Below are 17,318 nucleotides of genomic sequence, written 5' to 3'. Positions count from 1 at the left end.
CGCGGGTTCTCAGTCGGTCTCTCGTGAGGACGGCTTTTTCCCTCGTGGCGGAGCCACTTGGGAAAAAGATCCCGCAGCGAGAGACCGACTGAGGTTCCGCCACCCGGACACCAAAGCAAAACGACCGGCTCCGATTGCCCCAACACAATCCGGGGAACGCTGCGGGGTGAAGGACACCGAACGGCCGTTCCCCGGAGGTCCCGGATGGGCATTCCGACCCTGTCAGCCGACGCTCCCGACCACCTCGACGCCCGCGAGCTCCAGCGCGTGGACACGTGGTGGCGGGCGGCGAACTACCTCTCCGCCGGGCAGATCTACCTGATGGGCAACCCGCTGCTGCGGGAACCGCTGCGGCCGGAGCACGTCAAACCCCGGCTGCTCGGGCATTGGGGCACCACACCGGGGTTGACGTTCCTGTACGCGCACCTCAACCGGGCGATCCGCGCCCGCGACCTGGACATGATCTACGTGACGGGGCCGGGGCACGGTGGTCCGGGCGTGGTGGCCGCCGCTTGGCTGGAGGGCACCTACAGCGAGATCTACCCGGACGTCGCGCAGGACGAGGAGGGGCTGCGGCGCCTGGTCACGCAGTTCTCGTTCCCGGGTGGCATTCCGAGCCACGCCGCACCGGAGACACCGGGCTCCATCAACGAGGGCGGTGAGCTGGGCTATTCATTGGCGCACGCGTTCGGCGCGGCTTTCGACAACCCGGACCTGACCGTGGCGTGCGTGATCGGCGACGGTGAGGCGGAGACGGGGCCGCTGGCGGCGAGCTGGCACGCGAACAAGTTCCTCGACCCGGCGCGGGACGGCGCGGTGCTGCCGATCCTGCACCTCAACGGCTACAAGATCGCCAGCCCGACGGTGCTCGCCCGCATCCCGGAGGACGAGCTGGTGAGCCTGCTGCGCGGCTACGGCTACGAGCCGCACCTGGTGTCGGGTTCGGACCCGGCGACGATGCACCAGCTGTTCGCGACGAACCTCGACACCTGCCTCGACGAGATCGAGCGGATCCGCCGCCGCGCCCGCGAGGACGGCGACGGTCAACGGCCTCGCTGGCCGATGATCGTGCTGCGCACGCCGAAGGGCTGGACCGGGCCGGACGTCGTGGACGGGCAGCAGGTCGAGGGCACTTGGCGCGCGCACCAGATCCCGCTGGGCGATCCGCGCAACGATCCGGACCACCTGCGGCAGCTGGAGGACTGGTTGCGCAGCTACGCGCCGGACGAGCTGTTCGACGCCGATGGGGCGCCGGCGCGCGAGGTCCGGGAGCTCAATCCGCGCGGTGCCCGGCGGATGAGCGCCAATCCGCACGCCAACGGCGGTTTGCTGCTGCGCGGGCTGCGGTTGCCGGACTTCCGCGAGTACGGACTGCCGGTGGCGGAACCGGGGTCGACGACGGGGGAGGCCACCCAGGTGCTCGGCGCGTTCCTGCGCGACGCGATGCAGCTCAACGCTTCCGCCGCGAACTTCCGGGTGTTCGCGCCGGACGAGAACAATTCGAACCGGCTCGGCGCGGTGCTGGAGGCGACGTCGCGGGCGTGGATGGCGGAGTCCGAACCGGGCGACGCTTCGCTGGCGCCCGACGGGCGGGTCATGGAGGTGCTTTCCGAGCACCTCTGCCAGGGCTGGCTGGAGGGCTACCTGCTCACCGGCAGGCACGGCTTCTTCTCCTGCTACGAGGCGTTCGCGCACCTGGTGGACTCGATGCTCAACCAGCACGCGAAGTGGTTGAAGGTGAGCACCGGGCTGGCGTGGCGGCAGCCGATCGCTTCGCTGAACTACCTGCTGACCTCGCACGTGTGGCGCCAGGACCACAACGGCTTCTCCCATCAGGACCCCGGGTTCATCGACCACGTGATGAACAAGAAGGCCGAGATCGTGCGGGTCTACCTGCCGCCGGACGCGAACACGCTGCTGTCGGTGGCCGATCACTGCCTGCGCAGCAGGGACTACATCAACGTGATCGTCGCGGGCAAGCAGCCCGCCGCCCAGTACCTGGACGTGGACGACGCGGTGGTGCACTGCACCAAGGGCATCGGGATCTGGGACTGGGCGAGCAACGACCAGGACGGTGAACCGGACGTGGTGCTGGGCTGCGCGGGGGACGTGCCGACGATGGAGACGCTGGCCGCCGTGGACCTGCTGCGGCGGCGCTTCCCGGAACTGCGCGTCCGCGTGGTGAACGTGGTGGACCTGATGCGGTTGCAGGATCCGCGCGAGCACCCGCACGGACTGCCCGACGTGGAGTTCGACGCGCTGTTCACCTCGGACAAGCCGGTGATCTTCTGCTACCACGGCTACCCGTGGCTGATCCACCGGCTGACCTACCGGCGTCACGGCCACGACAACATCCACGTGCGCGGCTACAAGGAGGAGGGCACCACCACGACCCCGTTCGACATGTGCGTGCTCAACGAGATCGACCGCTTCCACCTCGCCATCGAAGCGATCGACCGGGCGCCCGGTCTGGGCGAGAGCGCCGTGTACGCGCGGGAGGAGCTCAGCCGCAAGCTCATCGAGCACCGGCACTACGTCTCCACGCACGGCGAGGACATGCCGGAGATCCGCGATTGGAAGTGGTCCTGAACCATGCGCGTGCTGACGGTGAACGCGGGATCGAGCAGCCTCAAGCTCCGGTTGCTGCACGACGACGAGCAGGTCGCCGGGCACGACGTGCAGCGCTGGCGCGGGGAAGCGGAGCCGATCCGGGACTTCTTCCACGAGCACGGCGCGCAGGCCATCGGGCACCGCGTGGTGCACGGCGGGCCGAAGGTGCTGGGCCCGGCGTTGCTCGACGACCGGCTCGTGGACCACTTGGCGGGCCTGACGGATCTGGCGCCGTTGCACCAGGCCCGCGCGCTGGACGGGATCCGGGCGGCGGGGGAGTGCGCGCCCGCCACCCCGGCCGTCGCGTGCGTGGACACCGCGTTCCACACGACGTTGCCGGAGGCGGCCCGCACCTACGCGCTGCCGAAGGAGTGGAACGAGCGCTGGACGTTGCGCCGCTACGGCTTCCACGGCCTGTCCCACGCCTACGCGTCGCGGCGCGGCGCTGAGATCGCCGGGATCGCCGCCGGGAGGGTGCTGAGCTGCCACTTGGGGGCGGGCGCGTCGTTGGCGGCGGTGCGCGGCGGCCGGTGCGTGGACACCACGATGGGTTTCACCCCGGACGAGGGCCTGGTGATGGCGACTCGCAGCGGGTCGATCGATCCGGGGCTGCTGGGCTGGCTGCTGACCAGCGGGAAGGTCGGCGTGGACGAGCTGTGCACCACGTTGCAGAAGCGCTCCGGCCTGGCCGGGTTGTCGGGTGGCTCGGGCGACCTCCGCGACGTGCTCGCCGCCCGAACCGACTGCGACCTGGACGCGGAACTGGCCTACGACGTGTACGCGCACAGCCTGCTGCGCCACGCCGGGGCGATGGTGGCGGCGATGGGCGGGCTGGACCTGCTGGTGTTCACCGGCGGCGTCGGCGAGCACCAGCCGCCGTTGCGCGCCGAACTCGCCGAGAACCTGGGATTCCTGGGCGTGGAGGTCGATTCGGAGCGCAACGCGGCGACGGGGACCGACGCCGACATCAGCACGAATTCCGCCGCGGTGCGCACCGTCGTCGTCGAGTCCAGGGAGGACGTGGAGATCGCCCGGCAGACCCGCGAGGTGCTCACGAGGCCGTCACCGTGAGCTCGGTCCGGGCTTCGCCCGCCGAGGGGTGCAGCGCCCGCAGCCGGACGCGTCCGGTGCCGCTGCGGGCGCTGCGCAGCCACACCGCGCCCACCCCGCCGGTCTCCGCCAGCGGGAACCGCGCGGGGCCGACGAGTTCGGCCGGTCCGGTGAGGTCCAGTTCGACGTCACCGGCGGTGTGCGGGCGGTCCGCGCCGTAGCGGTCCACCACCCGGATCTCGACGCGGGTCGCGTCGGCGCCCCCGGCGACGAGCTCCCGGTCGTCGGGCCGCAGCACCAGGCGGTCCGCCGACCTGTCCGCCGAGAACCGGCGGGTCAGCACCATCCGGTCGTCGAGGTACCCGTCCACGCGCAGCTCCGGGATGCCGCGCACCGCGCCGAAGTCGGCGAGGAACGGCGGGTAGGGCAGGTTCGGGTACCGCTCGCGGGCGGCGGTGAGCGCGCCGAACGGCTCACCGCCGACGAACAGCTCCAGTCTGTCCACATTGGACCAGATTGCGGCCTCGCCGAGTTCCCGCACCGGACTCGGGCCGGTGAGGTCCCAGTGGAACGACGGCTCGATCACCGGGCGGCGGCGCGGATCCACCTGCGCCCGGTACATCGCCGCGCCCGGCTTCGGCACCCGGAACAGGTCGACCACCCCGGGCCACTTCACGCCCCGGTCGATGTTGCCGTGCCCCGACGGGTAGTCGAAACCCGCCCACGCCAGCACTCCCGCGTAAGCCGGATCGGCGCCCGCCAGGTCGTGCACCCGCGCGTGCGCCAGCGCCTGCCCCTGCTGCACGGCCTGCGGATCGGTGCGCCGGTAGAACCTCGCCGGGCCGGACAGCGTGCCGACCGCCTCGCTGATCAGGTACGGCAGGTCCCGGCGCGGTGGTTCCGGCTCCGGCTGCGGCAGGCCGTCCGGGCCGGTGCTCGCCGAGTAGTCGTTGTAGCCGAACACGTCGTGCTGGAAATCCGTGGTGGCGTGGTCGGCGCCGAGGATCGCGCCGGTCGTCGGCCGCGAGTCGTCCAGCGACTTCGCCAGCCGCTCCGTGCGGCCGTAGAACTCCGCGTCGCCGGGAGTCTCGTTGAGCCGCGCCGCCCACAGCACCACCGACGGGTGGTTGCGGTCTCGCACGATCATGTCGTGCACGTCGCGGTGCGCGCGTTCCAGCCAGCGGCCCGAGCCGAGGTGCTGCCAGCCCGGCGGCTCGTCCCACACCAGCAGCCCCAGCTCGTCGCAGGCGTCCAGGAACGCCTCGTGCGGCGGGTAGTGCGAGCAGCGCACCATCGTGCAGTTCAACTCGCGGCGCAGGATCTCCGCGTCGCGGCGCTGCACCCGCGCGGGCATCGCCGCACCGGCGAACGGGAACAGCTGGTGCCGGTTCACCCCGAACAACCGCAGCCGTTCGCCGTTGAGCCGGAACCCGTCGCGGTCGAACCGGACCTCGCGGAACCCGGTGCGCACCTGGTGCTCGTCCACGACGCGCCCGGCACGCCGCAACGTCACCACCACGTCGTAGAGGTGCGGCGAATCCGGGTCCCACAGCCGCACGCCGCTGAGCCCGTCCAGCACCAGCTCCGCGGTACCCCGCCCCGGCCCGAGATCCACTTCGCGTTCGGCCTCGGCGACCGGCCGGTCCGCGTCGCGCAGCTGCGCCCGCAGCTGCGCGGGACCGCCGTCGACGAGGTCGAGCTCGCAGCGCACCACCAGACCGCGGCGGGCGTCGTCGAGCACCCGCACGGGTTTCGCGAACACGTCCCGCACGTGATCGGCGGGCCGCGCCACCAGCGCCACCTCGCGGTGCAGGCCCGCGGGTTGCCAGAAGTCCACGACGTCGCTCGGGCGGTCCGAGTTCGGCGGCACGTCCGCGTCGAACCGGCCGTCCACCACCACGTCCAGCACGTTGCGGGCCGCCAGCAGCCCGGTGACCTCCCGATCGAACGGCAGGTAGCCGCCGCCGTGCGGCTCCAGCGGACGCCCGTTGAGGATCGGCCGCGTCGTGGTGAGCACGCCCGCGAACCGCAGGAAGTACCTCCGGCCGGGCTCGCCCGCCCCGGCGAAGCGCTTCCGGTACAGCCAGTCGCGCTCCCAGCTCGCCGGGTCCCAGTCCCGCCACGACAACTCCGCGACGACGTGCGGCACGATCGCGGTGCCGAGCAGCTCGTCGGGCACCGCGCCCGGGTCGGCGCCCGGCTCCAGCGGCCCGAACGACCAGGCACCGTCCAAGGCGTTCACTCGTCGAGCCGTCATCGGGGTCCGACCTCCGTGGGCAGCGCGGATCGCCGCTCACCATGCGAGCACGGCCGGGAACGTCCCGGCTAGCGCCCGTCAGGGGGTTCCCGGTAGGTGGTCAGCCCCACCTGGTCGGCGGCGACACGGTCGTCGGGTCGTCCCGGTGCACGGCGGTGGCGCCCAGCTCCGGCCGCGTGTCCGAGCGCCGCGCCGGGGCGCCGCGGTGGACGTCGCGCCGCGGCGCGCTCGCGCTGATGTGCCGCCACTGCAGCACCAGCACGGCGATGCCGAGCAGCAGCGCGGCGAGCGCCGCCCACCCGGCGGGGACCGCGCCGGTGGACCACCACAGCGTCGCCGCGATCCCCAGAGCGGTGCCGCAGAGCAAGGTGAGCGCGTGGAAGAGCAGATGCACCGCGTAGCCCTTCACCGTGTACCTCCCGGCTCGACCTGCTCGTCCTTGCGATCACTGGGTGCACGCACCGCGGCGGGCATCCGTTGCCCCGGTCCGCGGACCGTCACGACAACGGGGGCCGTGCCGACTACGGATCGCCACGGGGCCGCGCTGCGGGCACCATCACCCGATAGTAGCGCCGCTTAAGGTCGAATTGCCTGATCAAGGACGTTCGCCACGTCGTCGAGATCACCCGGCGGAGGGTCGCGCTCAAACCGCGATCGCGCCGAATTCCTCCGATCGGAGTGCGCCCCCGGTCGATGTCCGGCACTGGTGTGGGACCCGCCCTACGGTGAATTCCGGCGAGCCGCTCGCCGTCCCGGCCGACCGCGGCCGGGCCGGCGGGAATCGGCGCCGCGCACGGTTTCTCTCGGGGGTGAGGTCGGTGCTGAACACGTTGGCGGTCTTCGTGCTGATGGCTTCGCTGGGCATCGGAACGATCATCGGATCGCTGATCGCGATGTGCTGGTTCGAGCGACGCATGCTCGGTGAGGAACCCCTCCCGAGCCCGGCCCGGCACCACTGCACCGAACCGGAACCGGCGGAGCCGCAGGTCACCGAGCCGCAGATCGCTGAGCCGTCGGCCGCCGAGCCGCAGGTCATCGAATCGCGGACCGCCGAGCCGGAGGTCGTCGCGCCGCGGGCCGGTGAGTCGCGCCCGCAGCGGATCGCCGTGCCGACGCCGAGCGCCGGCCCTCGCGTCCCCGTGCTGGCGGCCGACGCGGATCAGTCCGGCGTGCTGAAGTCCGCGAAGTCGAATCCGGGCGAGACCACGCAGGTCACCAGCGACTCGACCGTCGCCGAAGCGACCGCCCGCTGCCACGTCCCGGCGGGCACCAGCACCTGAGGGTCCTGCCCGGCGCCCGCGCCGAGCACGTGGTGGCGCGGCTGTTCCGAAGGCGCGTCCCCGTCGCCGCCGAGCGACAGCGTCAGCGGCCCGCCGCGGTGCCACAACCACAGCTCCGCCGAGCCGACCGCGTGCCACGCCGAGGTGTGCCCGGCGGCCAGCAGGTAGTAGATCGCCGTCGCGGTGGGCCGCACGCCCCGATCGTCCGGGGACACCTCGACGTCGCTGGTCCAGGTCCGCCGGTACCAGCCGCCCTCCGGGTGCGGCAGCAGGTTCAGCTCCTCCGCCGTGCGACTGCGGGTCTCCAGCGCGGTGAACCGCCCGTGCGCGTCGCGGCGGGCGTAGTGCACGCCGATCACCGCGGACCGCTCCAGCTCCCCGTAGACGTGCGGGAACAGCACGTCGGCGGCGACGCCCGCCGGGGGAGCCGGATCGGCGGCCTCCCAGCGCACCGGGGCGGACAGCCGCCGCGGATCGAGCTCCAGCGCGACCAGCTGCTCGGTCGCGTCCCCGTACAGCGAGTTGGCCACCGCGAGCGTGGTGTCCACGTCCGGCGAGCAGTGCACGAATCCGCTGGTCCCCAGGGACGGAGCGCCGATGCGGTCCGAGGCGGCGTGGAACGAGCTCAGCGGCAGCAGGTGCAGGAGTCGGGATCGAGTCACGTCGCGCAGTCTGCCTGGGCGGAGCACGGGTTGTCAGGTCGCCGGGGCGGGGCAGCGTGGGGCTTTTGCGAGGTTCCACCGGCCGGGTGCGCGAGGTGATCGCACTACGATCGTGCGGGCGACAAGCGTCGAAGGAGGAGTGCATGCGCATCGCGGTGCTCGATGATTACCAGGGTGTCGCGCGGGATCACGCGGACTGGGACTCGCTGGCGGCCGACGTCGAGGTGTTCCACGACACCCTCACCGACCACGACGAGCTGGTGCGGCGGCTCGAACCGTTCGACGTGATCGCCGCGATGCGGGAGCGCACCCCGTTCCCGCGGGACCTGCTGGCCGCGCTGCCGAAGCTGAAGCTGCTGGTCACGACCGGTATGCGCAACGCGTCGATCGATCTGGACGCCGCCGCCGAGCTCGGTGTCGTGGTGTGCGGGACCGGCAACGGCTCCGCCCCGCACCTGGCGTGGGGGCCGACCGCCGAGCTGACCTGGGGATTGATCTTCGCCGTCACCAGGGACATCCCGCTGCAGGACCGGGCGATCCGCGAGGGCGGCTGGCAGCGCGGCGTCGGCCTCGAACTGGCCGGGCGCACGCTGGGCGTGCTCGGTCTGGGCAGGCTCGGCAGCCAGGTCGCGAAGGTCGGCGCCGCGTTCGGCATGGAGGTCGTCGCCTGGAGCGAGAACCTCACCGACGAGGCCGCTGCCGCCGTCGGAGCGCGACGGGTGTCCAAGGAGGACCTGTTCCGCGAAGCCGACGTGCTCACCATCCACACGGTGCTCAGCAAGCGCACCCGGGGTCTGGTCGGCGCGGCGGAACTGGCGCTGATGCGGCCCACCGCGTACCTGGTCAACACCTCGCGCGGGCCGATCGTCGACGAGGCCGCGCTGCGCGAGGCGCTGCACGCGGGCCGGATCGCCGGTGCGGGCATCGACGTCTACGGGCAGGAACCGCTGCCGGTCGACGACCCGTGGCGCAGCACGCCGCGCACCGTGCTCACCCCGCACATCGGGTACGTCACGAAGGGCACCTACGAGGCGTTCTACCCGGAGACCGTCGAAGACATCCGCGCCTACCTGGACGGCGCGCCGATCCGGGTGATCGTCGGCTGACCTGGACGCGGCCGGGCGCGGTGGCGCGCCCGGCCGCGGTGGCGGATCAGAGGTCGTCGGCGATGCCGCGGACCTGCTCGATCAGCTTGGTGCGCTCCTCGAAGCTGCCCGCGAGCGGTGTGACGTTCATCGTGGTCACGCCGGACTCCTTGAACGCCGCGAGCCGCTCGCGCACGTGGCCTTCGGAGCCGATGAGGGTGCTCTTGGCGACGAGGTCGTCGGGGACCTTCGCCGCGGCCTCGTCCTTCTTGCCGTCCAGGTAGAGGTCCTGGATCTCCGCGGCCTCGGCCTCGTAGCCGTAGCGGCAGGCGAGGTCGTTGTAGAAGTTCTTGCCCTTCGCGCCCATGCCGCCGATGTAGAGGGCCAGCATCGGGCGCATCGAGTCGACGAGCGCTCCGACGTCGTCGCCGATCGCCAGCGGCGCCTGGCCGACGACGTCGAGTTCGCCCAGCTCGGGGTTGCGCTTGGCCTTGCCCGCGGCCAGCGACTCGCCCCAGACCTCGTGGGCCTTCTCCGGCACGTAGAAGATCGGTTCCCACGCGTCGCCGATCTCGGCGACCATGGCGACGTTCTTCGGGCCGATGGCCGCGATCATGATCGGGATGTTCGGGCGCACCGGGTGGTTGATCAGCTTCAGCGGCTTGCCCAGGCCCGTGCCCTGCCCTTCGGGCAGCGGGATCTGGTAGTGCTTGCCCTCGTGCTGGACGCGTTCGCGGCGCCACACCTGGCGGCAGATGTCGACCAGTTCGCGGGTCCGGCCCAGCGGCGCGTTGTAGGGCACGCCGTGGAAGCCTTCGATGACCTGCGGTCCGGAGGCGCCGATGCCGAGGGTGAACCGGCCGTCGGAGACGAAGTCCATACCGGCGGCGGTCATCGCGGTGAGGGTGGGCGTGCGGGTGTAGATCTGCAAGATCCCGGACGCGATCTGGAGCCGCTCGGTGCGGGCGGCGATGAAGCCCATCTGGCTGACCGCGTCGAACGAGTAGGCTTCGGCGACGTAGACGATGTCCAGCCCGGCCTTCTCGTAGGTGGCCAGCTCGTCCACGGTCTCTTTGAAGCCCCCGCTGTAATTCAGCGGCATCCCGATGCGCATGGTGGTCCTCTCGGTCGCTGGCGAGCGAGCGGCCGCACCATCGCGTACCAGCCGCGTCGCCGGGTCACCCCGGATGTTACCGCCGGGTAGCACTGCTCCGGGACCCCCTGTTTTTAACACTGCTCGTGTGACATCGGTAGTGCAAAGATGAGGAGTGACATTAATTACGGATCAAGAAAATCCGAACGGGCGATGAACAAATCGTGTGCGTACGGCATGATTCGGCCATGTCGATGGTTCCGCATTGCTGCGCACGGGTGTTCGCCGTTCGGCTCGACGGCCTGTCGGAACTACACGTGAGGGTGGTATGAGGCTCGGACTTCTTGATATCGGCTCCACCGCGGCACGCCTCGAACTGGTCGACCTCGACCGAGGCCGGCTGCCCCGCGCGTCCTGGAGCCACAAGGCGCGCACCCGCCTCGCCGAGCACACCCGCGCCGACGGCTCCGTGACCGAGCAGGGCATGGCGCGCGCGGTGCGCGCCGTCGAGGACTGCATGAGCGCCGTCGGGTCCGAGCTGTCCGGCCCGCTTGTGGCGTTCGGCACGGCCGCCGTGCGCGACGCCGCCAACGGCGCCGAGCTGCGCGACCGCCTCTCCGCCGCCGCGGGCACCCGCATCGGGTCGATGACGCCGCATGCCGAGGCCGCGCTCTGCTACCACGCCGCCCGCCGCTGGCACGGCCAGTGCGGCACGCCGCTGACCACCGTCGACATCGGTGGCGGCACCGCCGAGGTCGCCACCGGATCCGGGCAGATCCCGGAGCAGGTGGTGTCGCTGCCGATGGGCGCGGCCCGGCTCACCCGCGAATACCTGCCCACCGATCCGCCCCCGGCGGAGCAGGTCGAGGCGCTGCACGCGGCCGTCGAGCGCATCGCTCTGCCGGCGCTGACCCCGTTCCGGAAGCTGGACCTCGGCCAGCCCGTCGCCCAGTCGAAGGTGCTGCGGCAGCTGGCCGTGCTCGCCGCGAGCTCGGACGAGCGCCTGGTGCGCCACCCCGACCACCTCGCGCGGGAGAACCTGAAGCGGTGGATCCCGCGACTCGCCGCGCTCGGCCAGGCCGAGCGGGCCAAGCTGCCTGGCGTGTCCCGCAGCCGTGCCCGGCGCATCCTGGCGGGCGCGGTCGCGGCCGACGCGCTGCTGCGCGCCATCGGCGTGGACGAGCTGGACCTGTGCCCGTGGGGGCTGCGCGAAGGCCTGGTGTTCCGCTTCGTGGAGGTCTACGAGCAGGCCGGGCGGCGCGCCCGCGCCGACGCGATCCGCGAGCTGACGGACGAGATGTTCGCCTGATCAGGCGTTCCTCGTGGTCGTGCGACGGGTCGTACCCGGCTCGCGCCGGAGCGGTACCGTTCGCCGACTAGATCGACGGCGAACCTGGGAGAGGGGCACCTCGTGGCGGTATTGCTGCACATCCTGATCACCGCGGTCGCGGTGTGGGCGACCACGCTGCTGCCCGGCATCCAGCTGGGCGACGCGAGCACCGACGCCGGGACGAAGATCGTGACGCTGCTGGTGGTCGCGATCGTGGTCGGTGTCGTCAACGCCGTCCTGAAGCCGATCGCGAAGACCTTCGGCTGCCTGCTGTACGTGCTCACCCTCGGGCTGTTCGGGCTCGTGGTGAACGCGCTGCTGTTCTGGCTGTCCGGTTACGTCGCGGGCGAGCTGGACCTGCCGTTCCACGTGGACGGGTTCTGGGCGGCGTTCTGGGGCGCGCTGATCGTCACCATCGTCAGCAGCGCCCTGCACGGAGTGGTGCGCCGCATCGCGATCAACGCCGCGCAGAACCGCGAACGCGACTACCGCGAACGCGGCTACTACTGATCGGCCGCGCGGCATCGGCGTCCGGCATCAGCCGAGATGGGCGGTGACCCTCTCGGCGATGTCGGCGCCGATGCGCAGCGACGCGGTCGCGGCGGGCGACGGGGCGTTGAGGACGTGGATCCACCGCTCGTCCTCGTGCACCAGGAAGTCGTCGACGAGGGTCCCGTCCGGGCGCACCGCCTGCGCCCGCACGCCCGCCGCCGCGGGCACCAGGTCGGCACCGCGCAGCGCGGGCAGCAGCTCGCGGGCGGCTCGGACGAACAGCGGCTTGGCGGCCGAGCGCGCGATCTCCGCCGCGCCGGTGCGCCAATACCGCTTCGCCAGCGAGCGCAGGCCGGGGTCGCCCAGCAGCCGCCGCAGGTGCGGGCCGGACCAGGTCCGCCAGTCGTAGCCCTCGCGGGCCAGCGCCGGCACGGCGTTCGGGCCCACGTGCAGCCCGCCGTCGATCATGCGCGTGAAGTGCACGCCGAGGAACGGGAACGCCGGGTCCGGCACCGGGTACACCAGCGCGCGCACCAGTTCGTGGGCTGCCGCGCTCGTCTCGTAGTACTCGCCGCGGAACGGCAGGATCCGCGCGGCGGGCCTGGTCCCGGCGAGTTCGGCGACGGTGTCGCTGTGCAGGCCCGCGCAGTTCACAGCCAGCCGGGTGCGGACCTCGCCGGTCGTGGTGGTGAGCACCAGCCCGTCCCCGTCGCGCCGCGCGGCGACCAGCTCGGTGCCGCGCCGCACCGCCACCCCGCGCTCGGCCAGCAGGTCGGCGAGCACCCGGGACACCGCGCCGAAGTCCGTGATGCCCGCGTCCGGGACCAGCAGCGCGCGCAAGCCCCGGACCCGGGGTTCCCGCTCGGCGATCCCCGAACCGTCCAGTTCGGACAGGCGGACGCCGTTGGCCGCGCCGCGCCGGGCGAGCTCGGCCAGCCGGGGGAGCTGCTCGGCGCGGGTCGCCACGACCAGCTTCCCGAGGCGCCGGACCGGCACGCCGTGCTCCGCGCAGAACCGGTACATCTCCTCCGCGCCAGCCCGGGCGAACCGCGCCTTCGCACTGCCCGGCGGATAGTAGAGTCCACTGTGGAGCACACCGGAGTTGCGGCCGGTCTGGTGCGAGCCCACCGCGGATTCCTTCTCCAGCACCGTGATCCGCTTGCCGGGATCAGCCCGCAGCAGCGCGTGCGCCGTCGCCAAGCCCACGATGCCGCCGCCGATGATCGTCACGTCGTCTTCGGCCATGCCGGTCATCCTGCCCGTCCCGGCCCACCCGTTCCAGCACCGGCGGTAGGGTTCGCTGCGGTCCACGGACGCGGGGAGGGAGAGCCGTGGTGCAGCTGCTCCTGCTGTCGAGTTCGCGAGTGCACGCCTCGCCCGGTTTCCTCGGGCACGCGCTGCCCGCGATCACGGAGCTGATGGCAGGCCGGGAACGCATGTTGTTCGTGCCCTACGCCCGCCGCGACTTCGACGACTACGCGCGCACCGCGCACTCGGTGCTGAGCTCCATCGGCATCAAGGTCGACGGCCTGCACCGCGCGGCCGACCCGGTGCGCGCCATCGCATCGGCCGAGGCGGTGTTCCTGGGCGGCGGCAACACGTTCCGCCTGCTCGCGACCCTGCAACGCCAAGGACTCGTGCGGGCGCTGCGCCGCGCGGTGCTCGCCGGCGTGCCGTACCTGGGCTCCAGCGCGGGCACCAACGCGGCCTGCCCGAGCCTGCGGACCAGCAACGACATGCCGATCGTGCAGCCCGCCTCGTTCGCCGCGCTCGGCCTGGTGCCGTTCCAGATCAACCCGCACTACCTGCCGCCGGACCCGGCGAGCACGCACCGCGGCGAGACGCGCGACGAACGCCTCATCGAGTTCCTGGAGCACAACGACGTCCCGGTGCTCGGCCTCCGCGAGGGCGCGTGGCTGCGCGTCCGGGACCAGCGCGCCGACCTGGGCGGCACCGAACCGGCCCGCCTGTTCACCCGCCGCGTCCCGGCGCACGACCTCGCCCCCGGCACCGACCTGTCCCACCTCCTGCGCACCACCCCCCGCTACGACCTCTGCTGAACCCCGGGAGTCCGAGTCAGAGGGCGCGACGCCAGATCCGGTCGTCGTCGACTCGGTCGCCGAGGGTGAAGGTGCAGCGTCCGACCTCGGCGAAGCCGTACCGGCGGTAGAAGCGCTTCGCGCGCTCGTTGTGGTCGAAGACCGTGAGGTGGATTTCCGGCGCCTGCTCCGCGGCAGCGGTGCGCAACGCCCACTCCATGAGCCGAGCGGCCACACCGCGGCCGTGCCAGTCCTGCAGCACGTAGATCTGCTGCAACTCGACGGCACCGGGCGAGGGCGCCGGGGCCGGAGCCCGCAGCGGAGTGAGCTTGGCGTACCCGATCGGCTCGGACCGGTGGAACCCCACCAGCCAGCGGACCGCCGGGTCGGCCAGATCCCGCTGCATGTCGCCGCCGGGCCCGTAAGCGCGGTCGAGGAAGGCGGCGAACGGCGCGGCGTCGTAGAGGTGCCCGAACGTCGCGGCGAACGACGCTCTCGCCATGGCGCGCAGCGCCTCGTGATCGCTCGCCCCAGGCGGGGCGTAGGTGATCGCGTGGTCCGAGTTCTGCGGCACTGCCGTCTCCTCCGCGTCGAAGACGCCCTTGGGGAGAACGAAAGTCCGAGCGTGGCGGGCTCCGGCCGCTGCAGCGTCCCTCGGACTCGATCAGCGAGCCTACGCCGATCGCGCGGGCCGGGGCGGCGACTTCGGCCGGAGGTCGTCGACCACGCCGGGTCGTGCGGTGGTCAACTTTCTTGGACCGCTTGCCGCGCAACGCTTCCGAGTCGGGCGAGGACCGGGAGGGGCTGAGGATCAGCCGATCTCCGGTGCTGGGACCGCGTTCCGCCGACCGGTGTCCATGCGTTCGCACGCCGTCGAGGTCGAATCCGTTGTGCTCCAGCAGGATTCGCGTTCCGCGACGCGGTCGCCGTGGGAGGTGAGCGTGTGCAGCCGCGATTCCGGTACTGCGGACCGGACCCCGAAAAAGCGAAACGGCCAGGTCCGAGATTCCCTTTCGGGGCTCTGACCTGGCCGTTTTCTTGTGGGCGATACTGGGATCGAACCAGTGACCTCTTCGGTGTGAACGAAGCGCTCTCCCCCTGAGCTAATCGCCCGGTGCCGCCGTTCCCGGCGACATGGAGAACTCTACAACACCGTTTTCAGTGCCCGAACAGGGGGGAGGTCAACCACGGCCAGCGCACTCCGAACCAGTGTCCGATCGTGGCGTACATGCCGAGCAACCAGAGCGTCAGGACCACGATGACGCCGGTCAGGGCGGCGATGCCGAGCTTGACCGTCCAGTGCTGCCTGCCGAGCCAGTTGACCCAGCGGCGGTAGTGGCGCTTGGTGAACATGTTGACGCGGTGCGCCCAGTGGAACTCGGTGGCGAGGATGCCGAGCCCGGCGAACACGATGAGCCAGCCGGGGCCGGGGTACGGGATCGCGATGATGCCGACGATGAGCACGATCGTGCCGAACCCGCCGAGTGCGACCCGGTAGGTCGTGTTCAGCGTGGGGTTGGCGCGGATGCGTTCGCGTCGAGCTCGCAGGCCCCGGCGGAGCCTGTGCCACCTGCGGCGGGGCTGCGGGGTGTCGTCGTCCGGGGCCATGTCGATCTTCTCCGGTCCCGGTTCGGCTGTCCTGCTCAGGGTCCACCTGCCACGTGTCGTTCTGGGTGCTGCCGGGGTCTGCGGCGCTGTGATCAGCGTGTTCGCCGGGTCGTGCCCGCTGGTCCGTCGCAGCGCCGTGCCACGGTTCAGAGAATACGGGCCGACTCGGGGCGGGCCTGGTGGAGCACTCCCGGAAGGGGGTTGCGACGCCGGACGAAATGTGACGTGCGTCATGGGTTGGTTTTTCCCAGTTGTGGCGCCGAGATCGGGTGCGGGCCTTCGACCCTGGTCACACTGTGGCACCGCTCTCCTCGACCGGGTGGCGGCCAGGCGTGTGCGGTTGCGCGTCCGGATGTCGGGGTTAGTCCGTCTCGGCGAATGCTCGTGGCGAGTGTCTCAGCCCCGCCCGTTGAAACCCGTATGGACGCAGGTCCATCGCTTATCCTCGATGGGTGTCCGGCAGTGCCAAGGGAAAAGTTCAGCGACGCTGTCGGGCGCGTTGTGGGGATGGCTCGGTCTCGCTCCGGTCGGAGCCGAACGCCGGTACCGGGGGAGTCGGGCTGATGTTGGTCGGGGGATGCGATGCGACCACGCTGCGCAGTTTTCCGATCGCGTTACGAAGTTCAGTATGCCCCGACCGGGTGATGTAGGGCCTGGTGGCGAGCGTATGACCCCGCATAGGCGTCACAACTGTGTTGCTCGGTCGATAAGCGGACCGGGAGGGAGTTAGGAAGGCGAGGACGATGCGAAACGATCACGTGACACTCCGTTCGACGGCGGTGTTCGATCTGCTGGCCCCGCAGACACCTGCGGTGCCCGTCCAGGTCGAACTGCGCTACGACACCCGCGACCCCTACGCGGTGGTGGCCGCGTTCCGCACCGGCCGGGCCGGTTGGGTCGAGTGGGTGTTCGCCCGCGACCTGCTCGCGGACGGCCTGATCGCGCACGCGGGCGAAGGGGATGTGAGCATCCGGCCCGCGGTCGACGACCCCGAGGTCGTCGCGATCGAGCTCAGCTCGCCGTCCGGGCACGCGGTCTTCGAGGCCTCGGCGCAGGAGCTGGCGGACTTCCTGGACCGCACCTACGACGTCGTGGTGCCGGGCAACGAGAACCTGTGGGTCAACGTCGACGACGCGCTGACCCGGTTGCTGCCGCACGACCTGTCCTGACGTGCCGTCCTCGCCGCTGCGGCCAGGCTCGGCATGGGTCGCGGGGCCGGCGATCGACCCCCCTTTGATCGTCGGATGCGGCGTGGTTTAAAGTTCTCTGTGCAACGCAGCGGTGACTCCGGAGCCGAGCCGGAGCATTCACCGCAGTGCAGGCGGATGTAGCGCAGCTGGTAGCGCATCACCTTGCCAAGGTGAGGGTCGCGGGTTCGAGTCCCGTCATCCGCTCTGGGAAACCGATCGGGTCGATCTCGGGTTTCCGGGTATCGGCACCCGGTCACCCGGACGTTCGGCCCGGACGCGCCCAACGCGGCGGAGTGGCCGAGTGGCTTAGGCAAGGGCCTGCAAAGCCCTGTACGCGGGTTCGATTCCCGCCTCCGCCTCGCGCGATTAGCTCAGTGGGAGAGCGCTACCTTGACACGGTAGAGGTCACTGGTTCAATCCCAGTATCGCGCACCAGATTGTCTTGCAAGACCAGAACCCCTGTCGGTGATTTCGCCGGCGGGGGTTTTTCGTGCGTTCGTTGATGGGTCTCGCAGCGCTTTTCGGCTGGTCAGGGCTCGACGGTGATGATCACCCTGGGGAGTCGTCGGGACGTCGAGCGTCGGCCGAGTCGGTGGCGCTCGATCGCTCCCGCGGACCCGTT

The 17,318-nt window shown here is 71.3% G+C and carries 14 protein-coding genes and 4 tRNA genes; 10 read left to right on the top strand and 8 right to left on the bottom strand.

Going from position 1 to position 17,318, the window contains the following annotated elements; all coding sequences use genetic code 11:
- The first annotated feature begins 204 nt into the window (after positions 1-204).
- Positions 205-2,589, top strand: a complete 2,385-nt coding sequence (locus tag ACWD38_RS13695) for a phosphoketolase family protein (protein ID WP_450124165.1) — start codon at positions 205-207, stop codon at positions 2,587-2,589.
- A 3-nt stretch (positions 2,590-2,592) separates the two neighbouring features.
- On the top strand, positions 2,593-3,681 hold the full coding sequence (locus tag ACWD38_RS13690; RefSeq protein ID WP_184478044.1) for an acetate/propionate family kinase: 1,089 nt from the start codon (positions 2,593-2,595) through the stop codon (positions 3,679-3,681).
- On the opposite strand, the gene ACWD38_RS13685 is transcribed toward ACWD38_RS13690, so the two are convergent.
- The 3 genes from ACWD38_RS13685 to ACWD38_RS13675 form a co-directional block, all read right to left on the bottom strand.
- The gene (locus ACWD38_RS13685; RefSeq protein ID WP_450124164.1) at positions 3,662-5,917 is read right to left on the bottom strand and encodes a glycoside hydrolase family 2 TIM barrel-domain containing protein; all 2,256 of its coding nucleotides are present in this window, start codon (positions 5,915-5,917) and stop codon (positions 3,662-3,664) included. The genes ACWD38_RS13690 and ACWD38_RS13685 overlap by 20 nt on opposite strands.
- 100 nt (positions 5,918-6,017) lie before the next feature.
- Positions 6,018-6,326 carry a hypothetical protein gene (locus tag ACWD38_RS13680; RefSeq protein ID WP_184478046.1) on the bottom strand — a complete coding sequence of 103 codons (309 nt, stop codon included), beginning with the start codon at positions 6,324-6,326 and terminating at the stop codon, positions 6,018-6,020.
- A 750-nt stretch (positions 6,327-7,076) separates the two neighbouring features.
- Complete coding sequence (locus ACWD38_RS13675; RefSeq protein ID WP_450124163.1) at positions 7,077-7,859, bottom strand: cupin domain-containing protein; 783 nt, start codon at positions 7,857-7,859, stop codon at positions 7,077-7,079.
- 143 nt (positions 7,860-8,002) lie between these two features.
- Between ACWD38_RS13675 and ACWD38_RS13670 the strand changes: the two genes are divergently transcribed.
- Positions 8,003-8,965, top strand: coding sequence for a D-2-hydroxyacid dehydrogenase family protein (locus tag ACWD38_RS13670; protein WP_184478048.1), 963 nt, complete (start codon positions 8,003-8,005; stop codon positions 8,963-8,965).
- 46 nt (positions 8,966-9,011) lie between these two features.
- On the opposite strand, the gene ACWD38_RS13665 is transcribed toward ACWD38_RS13670, so the two are convergent.
- The gene (locus ACWD38_RS13665) at positions 9,012-10,058 is read right to left on the bottom strand and encodes an LLM class F420-dependent oxidoreductase (protein WP_184478049.1); all 1,047 of its coding nucleotides are present in this window, start codon (positions 10,056-10,058) and stop codon (positions 9,012-9,014) included.
- Between the two features lie 307 nt (positions 10,059-10,365).
- Here ACWD38_RS13665 and ACWD38_RS13660 point away from each other — a divergent pair, with 307 nt between their 5' ends.
- Together ACWD38_RS13660 and ACWD38_RS13655 are read left to right on the top strand one after the other, a co-directional pair.
- On the top strand, positions 10,366-11,346 hold the full coding sequence (locus ACWD38_RS13660) for a Ppx/GppA phosphatase family protein (protein ID WP_450124162.1): 981 nt from the start codon (positions 10,366-10,368) through the stop codon (positions 11,344-11,346).
- A 102-nt stretch (positions 11,347-11,448) separates the two neighbouring features.
- Positions 11,449-11,877 (top strand): phage holin family protein, encoded by a 429-nt coding sequence (locus tag ACWD38_RS13655; protein ID WP_184478051.1) that lies wholly within the window; start codon positions 11,449-11,451, stop codon positions 11,875-11,877.
- 27 nt (positions 11,878-11,904) lie between these two features.
- Here ACWD38_RS13655 and lhgO read toward each other — a convergent pair whose 3' ends face one another.
- Positions 11,905-13,104, bottom strand: coding sequence for an L-2-hydroxyglutarate oxidase (gene lhgO / locus ACWD38_RS13650; RefSeq protein WP_450124161.1), 1,200 nt, complete (start codon positions 13,102-13,104; stop codon positions 11,905-11,907).
- 86 nt (positions 13,105-13,190) lie between these two features.
- Between lhgO and pepE the strand changes: the two genes are divergently transcribed.
- The gene (gene pepE, locus ACWD38_RS13645) at positions 13,191-13,919 is read left to right on the top strand and encodes a dipeptidase PepE (protein WP_450124160.1); all 729 of its coding nucleotides are present in this window, start codon (positions 13,191-13,193) and stop codon (positions 13,917-13,919) included.
- Between the two features lie 16 nt (positions 13,920-13,935).
- On the opposite strand, the gene ACWD38_RS13640 is transcribed toward pepE, so the two are convergent.
- The 3 genes from ACWD38_RS13640 to ACWD38_RS13630 all read right to left on the bottom strand — a co-directional run bounded on the left by ACWD38_RS13640 (position 13,936) and on the right by ACWD38_RS13630 (position 15,506).
- Complete coding sequence (locus ACWD38_RS13640; protein ID WP_450124159.1) at positions 13,936-14,472, bottom strand: N-acetyltransferase family protein; 537 nt, start codon at positions 14,470-14,472, stop codon at positions 13,936-13,938.
- Between the two features lie 467 nt (positions 14,473-14,939).
- Positions 14,940-15,011 (bottom strand) — tRNA-Val (locus ACWD38_RS13635).
- Positions 15,012-15,056: 45 nt separating this feature from the next.
- Positions 15,057-15,506 carry a TIGR02611 family protein gene (locus ACWD38_RS13630; RefSeq protein WP_184478054.1) on the bottom strand — a complete coding sequence of 150 codons (450 nt, stop codon included), beginning with the start codon at positions 15,504-15,506 and terminating at the stop codon, positions 15,057-15,059.
- A gap of 743 nt (positions 15,507-16,249) precedes the next feature.
- Here ACWD38_RS13630 and ACWD38_RS13625 point away from each other — a divergent pair.
- The 4 genes from ACWD38_RS13625 to ACWD38_RS13610 all read left to right on the top strand — a co-directional run bounded on the left by ACWD38_RS13625 (position 16,250) and on the right by ACWD38_RS13610 (position 17,131).
- Positions 16,250-16,675, top strand: coding sequence for an SsgA family sporulation/cell division regulator (locus tag ACWD38_RS13625; protein WP_184478055.1), 426 nt, complete (start codon positions 16,250-16,252; stop codon positions 16,673-16,675).
- Between the two features lie 152 nt (positions 16,676-16,827).
- A tRNA-Gly gene (locus ACWD38_RS13620) sits at positions 16,828-16,900 on the top strand.
- Between the two features lie 83 nt (positions 16,901-16,983).
- Positions 16,984-17,055, top strand: a tRNA-Cys gene (locus tag ACWD38_RS13615).
- A 1-nt stretch (position 17,056) separates the two neighbouring features.
- A tRNA-Val gene (locus ACWD38_RS13610) sits at positions 17,057-17,131 on the top strand.
- Positions 17,132-17,318 lie beyond the last annotated feature (187 nt).

It is taken from the genome of Saccharopolyspora sp. NPDC002578, from assembly GCF_053592695.1.
Note: the sequence above shows the minus strand (reverse complement) of the source record. Positions and strands in the feature narration are given on the sequence as shown.